The 12,842-nt window shown below is 67.9% G+C and carries 11 protein-coding genes and 2 tRNA genes; 5 read left to right on the plus strand and 8 right to left on the minus strand.

What is annotated here, in order from left to right:
* Nucleotides 1-7: 7 nt before the first annotated feature.
* The 6 genes from tig to ACIPVK_RS20885 all read right to left on the minus strand — a co-directional run bounded on the left by tig (nucleotide 8) and on the right by ACIPVK_RS20885 (nucleotide 4,554).
* Nucleotides 8-1,381 carry a trigger factor gene (gene tig / locus ACIPVK_RS20860; protein WP_407613905.1) on the minus strand — a complete coding sequence of 458 codons (1,374 nt, stop codon included), beginning with the start codon at nucleotides 1,379-1,381 and terminating at the stop codon, nucleotides 8-10.
* 86 nt (nucleotides 1,382-1,467) lie between these two features.
* Nucleotides 1,468-1,542 (minus strand) — tRNA-Pro (locus tag ACIPVK_RS20865).
* A gap of 326 nt (nucleotides 1,543-1,868) precedes the next feature.
* A tRNA-Gly gene (locus tag ACIPVK_RS20870) sits at nucleotides 1,869-1,942 on the minus strand.
* Nucleotides 1,943-2,084: 142 nt separating this feature from the next.
* Nucleotides 2,085-3,047 carry an Fpg/Nei family DNA glycosylase gene (locus ACIPVK_RS20875; RefSeq protein ID WP_407613906.1) on the minus strand — a complete coding sequence of 321 codons (963 nt, stop codon included), beginning with the start codon at nucleotides 3,045-3,047 and terminating at the stop codon, nucleotides 2,085-2,087.
* 20 nt (nucleotides 3,048-3,067) lie between these two features.
* Nucleotides 3,068-3,541, minus strand: a complete 474-nt coding sequence (locus tag ACIPVK_RS20880; protein ID WP_407613907.1) for a ribose-5-phosphate isomerase — start codon at nucleotides 3,539-3,541, stop codon at nucleotides 3,068-3,070.
* A 188-nt stretch (nucleotides 3,542-3,729) separates the two neighbouring features.
* Nucleotides 3,730-4,554 (minus strand): aspartate dehydrogenase domain-containing protein, encoded by an 825-nt coding sequence (locus ACIPVK_RS20885; protein ID WP_407613908.1) that lies wholly within the window; start codon nucleotides 4,552-4,554, stop codon nucleotides 3,730-3,732.
* 196 nt (nucleotides 4,555-4,750) lie between these two features.
* Here ACIPVK_RS20885 and pepN point away from each other — a divergent pair, with 196 nt between their 5' ends.
* The 4 genes from pepN to ACIPVK_RS20905 all read left to right on the plus strand — a co-directional run bounded on the left by pepN (nucleotide 4,751) and on the right by ACIPVK_RS20905 (nucleotide 9,193).
* Nucleotides 4,751-7,294, plus strand: a complete 2,544-nt coding sequence (gene pepN / locus ACIPVK_RS20890) for an aminopeptidase N (RefSeq protein ID WP_407613909.1) — start codon at nucleotides 4,751-4,753, stop codon at nucleotides 7,292-7,294.
* A 29-nt stretch (nucleotides 7,295-7,323) separates the two neighbouring features.
* Nucleotides 7,324-7,797: an OsmC family protein gene (locus tag ACIPVK_RS20895; protein ID WP_407613910.1), complete on the plus strand. Its 474-nt coding sequence runs from the start codon at nucleotides 7,324-7,326 to the stop codon at nucleotides 7,795-7,797.
* A gap of 3 nt (nucleotides 7,798-7,800) precedes the next feature.
* Entirely contained in the window at nucleotides 7,801-8,523 is a 723-nt protein-coding gene (locus tag ACIPVK_RS20900) for a DNA alkylation repair protein (protein WP_407613911.1), read from the plus strand.
* A gap of 244 nt (nucleotides 8,524-8,767) precedes the next feature.
* Nucleotides 8,768-9,193, plus strand: a complete 426-nt coding sequence (locus ACIPVK_RS20905) for a globin (protein ID WP_407613915.1) — start codon at nucleotides 8,768-8,770, stop codon at nucleotides 9,191-9,193.
* Here ACIPVK_RS20905 and ACIPVK_RS20910 read toward each other — a convergent pair.
* A complete protein-coding gene (locus ACIPVK_RS20910) occupies nucleotides 9,190-9,852 on the minus strand; it encodes a hypothetical protein (RefSeq protein WP_407613912.1) in 663 nt (220 codons plus the stop codon). The genes ACIPVK_RS20905 and ACIPVK_RS20910 overlap by 4 nt on opposite strands.
* A 162-nt stretch (nucleotides 9,853-10,014) precedes the next feature.
* Between ACIPVK_RS20910 and ACIPVK_RS20915 the strand changes: the two genes are divergently transcribed.
* Complete coding sequence (locus tag ACIPVK_RS20915) at nucleotides 10,015-10,899, plus strand: acyl-CoA thioesterase (RefSeq protein WP_407613913.1); 885 nt, start codon at nucleotides 10,015-10,017, stop codon at nucleotides 10,897-10,899.
* 120 nt (nucleotides 10,900-11,019) lie between these two features.
* On the opposite strand, the gene ettA is transcribed toward ACIPVK_RS20915, so the two are convergent.
* Nucleotides 11,020-12,702 carry an energy-dependent translational throttle protein EttA gene (gene ettA / locus ACIPVK_RS20920; protein ID WP_407613914.1) on the minus strand — a complete coding sequence of 561 codons (1,683 nt, stop codon included), beginning with the start codon at nucleotides 12,700-12,702 and terminating at the stop codon, nucleotides 11,020-11,022.
* Nucleotides 12,703-12,842 lie beyond the last annotated feature (140 nt).

Below are 12,842 nucleotides of genomic sequence, written 5' to 3' on the forward strand. Positions count from 1 at the left end.
CGCCGCGCTACTTGGCGGATGCCGCCGAGGCCGAGGAGGCGGAGGAAGCCGAGGAGGCCGACGATGCGGAGCCCTCTTCTTCTTCGCCTGCCGGGCGCACGAAGTCGCTCAGGTCGACGACGTTGCCGTTGGTGTCGGTGACGACCGCCAGCTCCAGGACCTTGGCAAGTGCCTTGCGGCGGCGGACTTCGCCAACCAGCATCGGGACCTGGCCGGCGCCGTCGAGCATCTGGGCGAACTGGTTCGGGTCCATGCCGTACTGGCCGGCGGTCTGGACGATGTAGTCGATCAGTTCGGACTGGGCAACGCCAATCTTCTCTGCCTCGGCGACGGCGTCGAGCACGATCTCGTTCTTGAAGGCCTTGGCGGTGTTCTCGCGAACCTCGTTGCGGTGCTCTTCGGTGTCGTGGTCTTCACCTTCGGTGTGCGAACCCTGCTCGAAGTGCTGGTCGACCTGCTCGGTGATGACGGATTCCGGAACCGGAACCTCGACGAGCTCCATGAGCTTGTCCAGGACGAGGTCGCGGGCGGCAACGCCCTGGTCCATGACCTTGGACTCCGCGGCATCCTTGGCGAGGGATTCGCGCAGTTCGGCCATGGTGTCGAACTCGGAAGCCAGCTGGGCGAAGTCGTCGTTGGCCTCGGGGAGCTCGCGCTCCTTGACGGCGGTGACGGTGACCTTGACCTGTGCGTCGGCACCTGCGTGCTCGCCGCCGGCCAGCTTGGTGACGAAGGTGGCGTCCTCGCCTGCGGACAGGCCGGTGACTGCCTCGTCCATGCCCTCGAGCATGGTGCCGGAGCCAACCTGGTAGGACAGGCCGGTGGCCGAGTCGACCTCTTCGCCGTCGACCGATGCGGTCAGGTCAAGGGTGATGAAGTCCTGGTCGGCGGCCGGGCGCTCGATGGACTTGAGCGTGCCGAAGCGGCCGCGCAGGTCATCCAGTGCCTTTTCGATGTCGGCTTCGCCGGCTTCGGTGGCGTCGACGGTGACTTCCAGGCCCTTGTATTCCGGCAGTTCGATGCTCGGGCGGATGTCGATCTCGACCTGGAAGGCCAGCTGGCCTTCGCCTGCAACCTCCGCGGAGGGCTGCTCGGTGATCTCTACCTCGGGACGCGACAGCGGAACGATCTCGTTCTCGGTGACGGCCTGCTGGTAGTAGGTGTTCATGCCTTCGTTGATGGCAGTTTCCAGGACGTAGCCACGGCCGACGCGCTGATCAATCATGCGGGACGGGACCTTGCCGGCGCGGAAGCCGGGAACCTGGATCTGCTTGGCGATGGTCTTGTAGGCCTCAGCGATACGCGGCTTCAGTTCCTCGTAGGGAACTTCAACGGTGAGCTTGACCCGGGTGGGGGTGAGGGTTTCGACGGCGCTCTTCACAGCGGTGTACTCCTGGTGTGTGATGTTTGGTCTGAGCTGGACTTCAACCCCGCAACGGTATCCGTTGCGGGGTTGAAGGTACAGAGTCGGGGTGACAGGATTCGAACCTGCGACCTCACGCTCCCAAAGCGCGCGCTCTAGCCAAGCTGAGCTACACCCCGATTAGTGCAGAAACAGTCTATGCAAAATAAACAAGTTTCCACTAATCGGCCCGTCAACCAGAAGTTTGGATTTCGTCGACGGCGCGGAACAACCATACAAGCAATCGCGGGAAAACAAAATTCGTGCTTTCGCATGGGGAAAAGCCCCGGATTGCCGCAGTTTCCGGGGGTCGCCGACCATGGGAGGGAGGGCGGAAAACCCACACGGCGCCGCCGCGCGGGGCGAAAAGGGATCGACGTCACAATTTGATGCAAGGAAGCGAAATTCCACTACCCGGGGAAAGGGAAAAGCGACCTGGTTCCGAGGGAACCAGGTCGCTTTTTATTGGAGGGGATGACGGGAATCGAACCCGCATCATCAGTTTGGAAGACTGAGGCTTTACCACTAAGCTACATCCCCGCATTTGCCCACCTTGTCGGTGGCAACGGATAAAACCTTAGCACCACAATTCCACGCCGTGCAAATCCGGGCCCGGACTTGCACAGATCCTTGTCAATCCGTGTGTTCGGGAGTCGGACGGGGCCGTGTCCACCGAGGGTGCTCAGCCCCGGGATCGGCCCGAAGGCTGGCAGCCCGGGCACCAATACAGCTTGCGCCCGGCGACCTCGGCCAGCGAAATGGCGGCACTGCACCGGCGGCAGCCGCGGCCCTGCCGCTGGTAGGTGTAGTACGCGTTGTCGGGCCAGAGCGGCCCCTCCGCATCGCGGTGTTCGGACAGGGTGGTGATGATCTTTCCGTCCCGGACCCCGTCGGCCATGATCGAGGCGATGTCGTCCCACAGCATCCCGGCCTTCCGCGCGGACAGCTCGCAACTGGGCAGGAACGGGTCGATCCGCGTGCGGAACAGCGTCTCGGCGCGGTAGATGTTGCCCACCCCTGCCAGCACGCCCTGGTCCATCAGCGTGGTCCCGATCGGGGTCCTCTTGCGTGCCAGGCGCGCCACGAAGTCCTTGCGCACCGCACGTGCAGCGGCTTCATTCGCGGCCGCGGAGCCCCTGCCCTTGGCCAGGTTGAATTCGCCGGCGGCTGCCACCAAGGGGTCGGGGCCAAGCTTGGCGCGCACCGCACGCGCCTGTTCGGGGGTGAGCACCTCGCAGGCGCTGGGCCCGCGCAGATCTGCCCAGCCATGCGCGGACACCAGCCGCGCACGCACCTGGCCTACCGGCTCGGGCGGGCCCGTGTAGGGGCCGGCTTCCCCGTCGGGACCCAGCTCGCTCTCACCCACCTTGCGCGGGGCGCCGATGGAGGAGGCCCCCGAGAAGTGCTCGTCTCCCCCGAAGCTCCAGGCCCCGTAGAGCCCCAGGTGCACGCGCAGCACCAGGTCGTTCTCGAAGCCCAGGAAGAGCTGCTTGCCGTGCGCCTCCGAGGTGATGAGCCGTTGGGCGTCGATCAGCCCCGCGGCGGGGGCAAAGCGGCCCTGGGGCGAGGAGACAGCAAGGACCTGCCCGCCAAAGACGTCGTCAAATTGGCGGGCAAGTCGGTGTACGGAATGGCCTTCGGGCATGGTGGTGTGCCGTGGCTTGGTTAGGCCACGACCTCGCCGGTGGTTTCGTAGGTGGCGATCTTGGAAATGCGGCGGATGTGGCGCTCGACGTTGGAGAACGGCTCGGAGAGGAACGCCTCGATGATGCCGGCGGCTTCCTCCAGCGAGTGCTGGCGTCCGCCCACGGCCACGACGTTGGCGTTGTTGTGCTCGCGTGCCAGGCGCGCGGTGTCCAGGTTCCAGGCCAGGGCGGCGCGGATGCCGACGACCTTGTTCGCGGCGATCTGCTCGCCGTTGCCCGAGCCGCCGAGCACGATGCCCAGCGAGTCCAGGCCGGCGGCCTGGTCGGCGACCACGGCGAGTGCGGCGTTGATGCAGAAGGAGGGGTAGTCGTCCTCGGCGTCGTACGCGGCGGGGCCGTGGTCGACCATCTCGTAGCCCTTGGCGCCGAGGTGCTCGATGAGGTGGGCGCTGAGCTCGAGGCCTGCGTGGTCGGTGGCGATGTGAACGCGCATGTGTTGTGTCCTTAGACCGTGGAGGGAGAAGATGCAGGCACCAGCCTAGCGCCGGGTGCGGCGTGCCGCTAAGTCGATGACCCCGCCGCCCGCCACCCGGCCGCCGGCGGGTTGGGCAGGACCGCCGGGTTGCGGGCATCGTCCAGGGTGGCGACCGATTGGATGCGCGCTCCCCCGCGCCGGGGAACCTAGATGAAGTGCGGGCCCCGCCCGGCCAGCCGCAGCAATCCGGAGACCATCGAGCGCGCGGTCAGGGCGCTGGTGGCCGGATTCGCGGGGTCCGGGAAGTTCTCGATCGAGAACCCGTAGTTCCCGCCGCTCCCGCGCACCTCGATGGCGTGGCGGGTCAGCGTGGCACCCGGATCCGCAATGATCTCGACGTGCACCAGGTCCATGTCCCCGGCCGCCAGCCCCAGGGCCGCCGCGACGTTGATGTTGGAGGGGAAGAGCCTGACGGCATCGGCCACGGACCCGCCAAAGACCTGGCGGGGCCTGCCCGTGGCGTCCGTCTGGGAGATGGCGGCCCGCAGCGCGGCCGTCAGCCCGGGGTGCAGCAGCGCCGCCGGCGGCTTGCGGGTGCCCAGCCTGATGCCCTCGATGGTCCCCGCCGAGGCGCGGACCAGGTCCAGTCCCCCGATCGCGCCGGTGGACAGGTGGCAGCATCCCGGGCCGCGTTCCAGCAGCGTCGACCTCAGCCGGTCATCGACCAGCGCCCCCAGGGATGCCACGAGCATGTCGGTCCCGGCGCCGATGATGCCGGGGCCATGGGTGCGCACCGCTGCCGGGGAGGCGCACTCGACAATGACATCGGCCAGTTCCGTGGCCGTTCCCAGATTCACGACCGGCACCTGTCTCCCGGCCGGCCCGGCCACGCGCGCCTCTCCCGCTGCGCCTTCCAGGGCCGCCCGGTCCAGCACCCCGGCCACCCGCACGTCGTCCGCATGCGAAGCAAGCATCCGGTGAACCGCCTGGCCGATTGCGCCGTATCCCAGCAGCACCACATCAATTCCCATGTCATCCATCAAACCAGTCCCGCGCCACTTGCGGCACCGTGGGGTGTTGGTGAGACAATGGGCACACTGTTCAAGGCTTGTTTCACACTCTCGTACGGCCCCGCATTCCGTGCTGCACCACGCGGCGGCCCGACGGGCCGGCCTGGAACACCATGATTTTCGCCACCGGCAACCATCGAAAGGCGCGTCAGCGACCATGCCAGGAATGAACCTCACCCGCGAGGAGGCCCGCACCAGGGCCGCATTGATCACCGTCCACTCCTACGACGTCGAGCTGGACCTGACAGGATCCGACACCGTCTTTTCCTCGCGCACCACGGTGCGCTTCTCCGCCGCCGAGGGGGCGGAGACCTTCATCGACGCGGTCACCGCCGCCGTCCGCTCGGTGAACCTCAACGGCGTGGAGCTGGACCCGGCCGTGGTCTCCGACGGCGTGCGCATCGCGCTGCCGGGCCTCGCGGCGGAGAACACGCTGGTCATCGACGCCGACGCGCTCTACATGAACACCGGTGAGGGCCTGCACCGCTTCGTGGACCCGGTGGACCAGGAGGTGTACCTGTACTCGCAGTTCGAGGTGCCCGATTCCCGGCGCATGTTCGCGGTCTTTGAGCAGCCCGACCTGAAGGCCACCTTCGCGTTCACCATCACCGCTCCCGCACACTGGGACGTCATCTCCAACGCGCCGACCCCGGAGCCGGTGGATGCCCGCGAGGGCGCCAGGACGTGGGCGTTCGCCCCGACCGCGCGCATTTCCTCCTACATCACCGCGCTCGTCGCCGGCCCCTACCGGTGCGTCCGCTCTGAGCTGAGAAGCAGCGACGGACGGGTCATCCCGCTGGGCGTCTTCGCCCGCGCCTCGCTCATGGAGCACCTGGACGCGGAGAACATCTTCGCGCTCACCCGCCAGGGCTTCGAGTTCTTCGAGAAGCAGTTCGGCACGCCCTACCCTTTTGAGAAGTACGACCAGCTCTTCGTGCCCGAGTTCAACGCCGGCGCCATGGAAAACGCCGGTGCCGTGACGTTCCTGGAGTCCTACGTCTTCCGTTCGAGGCCCACCGACGCCATGGTCGAACGCCGCGCCATCACCATCCTGCACGAGCTCGCGCACATGTGGTTCGGGGACCTGGTGACCATGCGCTGGTGGAACGACCTGTGGCTCAACGAGTCCTTCGCCGAGTTCATGTCCACGCTGGCCGCCGCGCAGAACACCGAGTTCACCTCCTCCTGGACCACCTTCAACATCCTGGAGAAGAACTGGGCCTACCGCCAGGACCAGCTGCCCTCCACCCACCCGATCGTCGCCGAGATCCGCGACCTGGAGGACGTGCAGGTCAACTTCGACGGCATCACCTACGCCAAGGGCGCCTCGGTGCTGCGCCAGCTGGTCGCCTGGGTCGGCCAGGAGGAGTTCATGGCCGGGGTGCGCAGCTACTTCGCCAAGCACGCCTGGAAAAACACCGAGCTGCCGGATTTGATGCGCGAGCTGGAGGCCTCTTCCGGCCGCGACCTCTCCGAGTGGTCGAAGCTGTGGCTGGAGACCGCGGGCGTGAACACGCTGCGCGCGCTCATCGAAGCCGACGATGCCGGGCTGATCACCGGGTTCTCCCTCACCCAGAGCGCCGTCGCCGAACACCCGGTGATCCGCCCGCACCGCCTGGCCGTGGGCTTCTACGACCTGGATGCCGACGGCACCCTGGTCCGAGTGCACCGCGAGGAACTCGACGTCGCCGGGCCCTCCACCGCCGTCCCGGCCCTGGTGGGCCGCAAGCGCCCGGCGCTGGTGCTGGTCAACGACGACGACCTGGCCTACGCCAAGATCCGCCTGGACACGCAGTCGATGGCCACCGCGACCGCACACCTGAAGGACTTCGCCGAGTCCCTGCCGCGCACCCTGGTGTGGGGAGCTGCCTGGGACGCGGTCCGCGACGCCGAGACCGGTGCCCGCGCCTACCTGGAGCTGGTGCTGAACAACATCGGGCACGAGACCGATTCCACCGTGGTCATGGTGCTGCTGCGCCAGCTGAACACCGCCCTGGACTATTACGTCGACCGCGCCGGGGCCCCGGCGGCACGCCTTGCGGCGGCCGACAGGCTCTGGGACCTGGCGCGGGCCGCCGCGTCCGGCTCCGACGCGCAGCTGCAATTCGTCGGTGCCTTCGCGCACCTGGCCCACACCGCCGAACAGCTCGACGCCGTCGCCGCGCTGCTCTCCGGCGAACACGTGCTTCAGGGGCTGGAGGTCGATGCGGAGATGCGCTGGGACCTGCTTACCTCCCTGGCCGCCGGCGGGCGTGCCGATGCCGCGGCCATCGAGGCCGAGCTGGAACGCGACGCCACCGCCACCGGGGCGCTGGCCGCACACACGGCCCGGGCCGCCATGCCCACCGCCGAGGCCAAGCGCGCGGCCTGGGACGCGGTGATCGCCGGCAAGCTCTCCAACCTCGAACAGCGCGCGGCGATCACCGGCTTCAACCGCGTGCACGATCCGGCCCTGATCGCCGGCTACCTCGACGAGTACTTCGGCACCGCCCGCACGGTGTGGGACAGCAAGAGCTACGAGATCGCCCAGCAGATCGTCACCGGGCTCTACCCGGCGGCGCAAACCTCCCCGGAGACCCTGGCCAGGACCGATGAGTTCCTGCAGAAGCTGGGGGACGAATCCCCCGCCTTGCGCCGGCTGGTCATCGAGAGCCGCGATGCGGTTCTCCGCGCCCTGGCAGCCCAGGCCGCCGACGCCTAGGCCCGCCGCCTTTCGGCGAGAATAGAGGCATGAACCTGGCACTGCACAACTATCGCGTCGACATTTCCTGGACCGGCAACCGCGGCGAGGGCACCAGCTCCTACCGCGGCTACGGTCGCGACCACGTGATCCGCGCCGCCGGCCTGCCCGACCTGCCCGGCACCGCCGACCCGACCTTCCACGGGGACAAGGACAGGTGGAACCCCGAGCAGCTGCTGCTGGCCGCCCTGTCCCAGTGCCACATGCTTTCCTACCTGCACGTGGCGGTGAAGCATTCGGTGGTGGTGACCGGGTACACCGACGCCGCGGCCGGGGTGCTGCGGCTGAACCGCGACGGCAGCGGCGAGTTCCTCGAGGCGACGCTGGCCCCGCGCGTGGAACTGCAGGACGAGTCCCAGCGCGAGCTTGCCGATTCGCTGCATGCGGCGGCCAATGCCGTGTGCTTCATCGCCCGCAGCGTGAACTTCCCGGTGCACCACGCCCCGGTGGCCCCGGGAGCCTGAACCGTGGACCGGGTGGCGGGGCATCCGGCGGGGCACTCGGCGGGGCAATCCGCGGTCGGCCTGCTCACCGCCAGGCTGCTGCCCCACGTCGTGGACGGCAAGGCGGCCGCGGCGCAGGCCTACATGAAGACCACGCAGCCCTTCCTGGGCGTGGCGCTGCCCGAGGTGCGCCGCGTCGCCCGCGAACTGGCCCGGGATGCCGGGGCCGCGAGCGCGGCGGACCGGCTGGCACTGGCCACCGAGCTCTGGAAAGACGCCACGCACCGGGAACACTGGTACGCCGCGCAGGAAATCTGTGCCGCGCCGCCCTGCCGCGGGCGCCTGGAGTTCCTGCCGCTCTACGGGCGGATGGTCACCGAGGGCGCGTGGTGGGACATCGTCGACGGCTGTGCCCGGCGCTACGGCGAGTTGCTGCGCGCCCACCCGGAGACCATCGGCCCGATGATGCGCGAGTGGTCGCGGGATGCGAACCCGTGGAAACGCCGCCAGTCGATGATCTGCCAGCTGCACCTGGGGGCCCACACGGACACCGCCCTGCTCGACGAGGCACTGGCCGCGAACCTGGGCGACCCCGGGTTCTTCATCCGCAAGGCAATGGGCTGGGCGCTGCGGCAATACGGCAAGACGGACCCGGCGTGGGTTCGCGCCTGGGTGGCCGGGCACCGGGCCGACATGAGCCCGCTCTCGGTCCGCGAGGCACTCAAGCACCTCGGTGCCACGCCGTAGCGGGCCCGGTTCCCCTCCGCCGGGTTCTCACGCCCTGCGCGAAAGCCCGCCGGGCGGCACCGCATCCACGGGATAATGGGCACAGAAGGGTCCCGGGCCGCAGCCGGGAACTGAAAGGACACCAGTGAACGAGAAGAACCCTCCGGCAGCATCCGCACCCAAGCCGGTCCTGTTGCCTTCCGGCGAAAACCTGGGCAAGCCCGTGGCGCAGTTGCGCCCGGTGGGAGCCTCGCTGTCCAACGCGCTGCCCGAGGGCAGGCTCTCCCCCAACGACGACCACGACCCGAGCCTCTACGAGGGCACGTTCTACGCCCAGGTCGGCGGGCGCGAGACGTTCCGCAAGCTCGCGGAGAAGTTCTACGAATCGGTCGGGGCCGACGCGGAATTCCGTGCCATGTACCCGGAGACGGACCTGCGCCCGGCGACCATGCGCCTGCAGCTGTTCCTGGAGCAGTACTGGGGCGGTCCCACGACCTACTCCGAGCGCCGCGGCCACCCGCGCCTGCGCATGCGGCACGTGCCGTACACCGTCAATTCGCACAACCGCGACGTCTGGCTGCACCACATGCGCATCGCCGTCGATTCCCTGGACCTGCCGCCGCTGCAGGCCGACACTCTCTGGGACTACTTCGACCGCGCCGCGCATTCGCTCATGAACGCACCGGACTAGGCGCCCAGGACGCCACCCTGGCGCGCCACCACGTGCCCGCCGCCGCTGCTCAGGCGCAGCCACGGCCCGGAGGCATACAGCTTTGAACCGGCCCCCGCGCGCAGGAACCCCAGCGCATGCGCGCCGAAGGCCATGCCCAGCGGCATCGGCGTCGCCACTCCCTCGACGGGTGAGGACCAGATCCGCGCGCGCACGGTCTTGAGCACCGGCTTGCCGGCGTTCTCGGGCAGGGCCTGGGCGACGACGCCGCTCCCCCGCATCGCCTCGGCCAGCAGCGCGTCGTCGGAAAGCACTTCCACCTGCGTCCAGCCGCCGCGCGGCACCTGCTGTCCCGCCCACGACGCCTGGACCTCGGCGGGGGGCATCGAGAGCTCCAGCGAGACAGTGCCCATCCGGGCCAGCCGGTCGGTCAGCGCGGAAATCGCATAGACCCCGCCGGCCTCGGCCGGGCGGCCCAGGCGCACCGCGCGCATTCCCAACACGGTGGGGACAGAATCGCCCAGGAACTCCGGATAGAGCACCGGGACGTACAGCGCCAGCGCGCTGCCGGCGGCCTGCACCAGCACCGCGCCGTCCTCGATCGAACGTGCGCGGGAGAAGAACGTGGACAGGTCCGCAACGGTTTCCCGGTCCTCGAGTACAACGGTTTCACTAGCCATGGCTTCATACTTTCATGTTGGGCGCCGCGGGGCTCAATGCCGTTGCCCGCGGTGACGTCCGCCGTGACTCGGGAGCGGGCGGCGCCGGAGGATACGGCGAACCCGCCACGGGGGCGATAGTGTCTTACCAGATCAATATTCCTGGCCCCAAGGAGCAGACACGTGAGCACCAACGACACCACGACGCAGAAGCTGATTGAGCTGCTTGACCTCAGCGGGGATCCCGAGGCCCGCACCGACGAGGACATCTTCGTGGGCCACACCCCGCCGCAGGCACGCAGCCGGGTCTTCGGCGGCCAGGTGCTCGGGCAGTCGGTCATGGCCGCGTCCAAGACCATCTCGGAGGACCGCCCGATCCATTCGATGCACGGCTACTTCCTGCGGGCCGGGGACGCCGCGCTGCCCATCACCTTCGGCGTGCAGCGGCTGCGCGACGGCCGCTCGTTCTCCGCCCGCCGGGTCCACGCCTACCAGAACGGCGTGCCGATCCTGTCGATGATCGCCTCGTTCCAGTCGCATTCTGAGGGGCTTGACCACCAGGACACCATGCCCGAGGGGGTCCCGGACCCCGAGTCGCTGCCCACCACCGCCGAGCTCATCGGCGACCTGGACCATCCGGTCGCGCAGGAATACGCGTACAACCGGCCCTTCGACATCCGCTACATCAGCGAACCGCTGTACTTCAAGGGACCGCGGGACCGCCGCGCGGTGAACGCCGTGTGGATGAAGACGACCTCCGCGATGCCCGAGGACGACGCCATGCACCGTGCGGCGCTTGCCTACGCCAGCGACTACACGCTGCTGGAACCGGTGCTGCGCCGCCACGGGCTGACCTGGATCACCCCGGGCATGTCGGTGGCGAGCCTCGACCATGCCATGTGGTGGCACCGCCCGTTCCGGGTCGATGAGTGGCTGCTCTATGTGCAGGAGTCCCCCAGTGCCTCCGGTGCCCGCGGTCTGGCCACCGGAAGGATCTTCAACCGCGAGGGCCAGCTGGTGGCCACCGTCGCCCAGGAGGGCATGGTGCGCGTGCCCGAAGACGGCTAAAGGTCCCGGCGGCACGAAAAAGGGGCCTGCGGTGCGGGTGAATTCAAATTCATCCGCACCGCAGGCCCCTCCTTGCAGGTGGCTGCCCCGGGGTTTCCCGGCGCTGCCACCGGGCGAGTGCTAGTCGCGGGTCAGGCGGCGGTGGGTGACGCGGTGCGGCTTGGCCGCTTCCGGGCCCATGCGCTCGACCTTGTTTGCCTCGTAGGATTCGAAGTTGCCCTCGAACCAGTACCAGTTTGCCGGGTCCTCATCGGTGCCCTCGTAGGACAGGATGTGGGTGGCCACGCGGTCCAGGAACCAACGGTCGTGCGACACGACCACGGCGCAACCCGGGAATTCGAGCAGCGCGTTCTCCAGGGACGAGAGGGTCTCGACGTCGAGGTCGTTGGTCGGTTCGTCAAGGAGCAGCAAGTTGCCGCCCTGCTTGAGGGTCAGCGCCAGGTTCAGGCGGTTTCGCTCACCACCGGAGAGCACACCCGCCTTCTTCTGCTGGTCCGGGCCCTTGAAGCCGAAGGCCGACACGTAGGCACGCGAGGGAACCTCGACCTGGCCGACATGGATGTAGTCGAGTCCGTCCGACACGACCTCCCACAGCGACTTCTCCGGGTCGATGCCGCCACGGTTCTGGTCGACGTAGGAGATCTTGACCGAATCGCCGACCTTCAGCTCGCCGCCGTCGATCGGCTCCATGCCGACGATGGTCTTGAACAGCGTGGACTTGCCCACGCCGTTGGGGCCGATGACGCCGACGATGCCGTTGCGCGGCAGCGAGAAGGACAGGTTGTCGATCAACACGCGATCGTCGTAGCCCTTCTTCAGGTCCTTGGCCTCGATGACCAGGGAACCCAGGCGCGGTCCCGCGGGAATCTGGATTTCCTCGAAATCCAGCTTCCTGGTGCGCTCGGCTTCCGATGCCATTTCCTCGTACCGGGCCAGACGGGCCTTCGACTTGGTCTGGCGGCCCTTGGCGTTGGAGCGGACCCATTCGAGTTCCTCGCTCAGGCGCTTGGCAAGCTTCTGGTCCTTCTTGCCCTGGACCTCGAGGCGCTCACGCTTCTTTTCCAGGTAGGTGGAGTAGTTGCCCTCGTAGGGGATCAAGCGTCCACGGTCGACCTCGGCGATCCACTGGGCCACGTGGTCCAGGAAGTACCGGTCGTGGGTCACGGCCAGGACTGCACCGTGGTAGGCCTGCAGGTGCTGCTCCAGCCACAACACGGACTCGGCGTCCAAGTGGTTGGTGGGCTCGTCAAGGAGCAACAGGTCCGGCTTCTGCAGCAGCAGCTTGCACAACGCCACGCGGCGGCGCTCGCCACCGGAGAGGTTGGTCACCGGGGAGTCTCCCGGCGGGCACTGAAGTGCGTCCATGGCCTGCTCGAGCTGGGAGTCGATGTCCCACGCGTCGGCCGAGTCGATGGCTTCCTGCAGGTGGCCCATTTCCTCGAGCAGCGCATCGAAGTCGGCGCCGTCCTGTGCCATCTCTTCGGAGATCTCGTTGTAGCGGGTGATCTTTTGGTAGATCTCCCCGACGCCTTCCTGCACGTTGCCCAGGACGGTCTTTTCTTCGTTCAGCGGCGGTTCCTGCAACAGGATCCCGACGCTGTATCCGGGGCTGAGACGCGCCTCGCCGTTGGAGGGCGTGTCAAGCCCTGCCATGATCTTGAGGATCGTAGACTTGCCGGCACCGTTCGGACCCACGACGCCAATTTTTGCGCCTGGGTAGAAGGACATGCTGACATCGTCGAGAATGACTTTGTCGCCAACGGCCTTGCGAGCCTTGGTCATCGTGTAAATGAATTCCGCCATGCCCTCAAGGCTAGTGCCTCGGGGAGTCTTACTCCCAATTACAGAGCCCTGTTTAGCCGGATGAGGCATGTTCCTGCGCACATCGGGCGGGGGCCCCCCCCCCCCACCCGGGGGGGCCCCCCCCCCCAGCCGGCGTGCAA

It is taken from the genome of Paeniglutamicibacter sp. MACA_103 (assembly GCF_045798555.1).
In the GTDB taxonomy this organism is placed as follows: domain Bacteria; phylum Actinomycetota; class Actinomycetes; order Actinomycetales; family Micrococcaceae; genus Paeniglutamicibacter.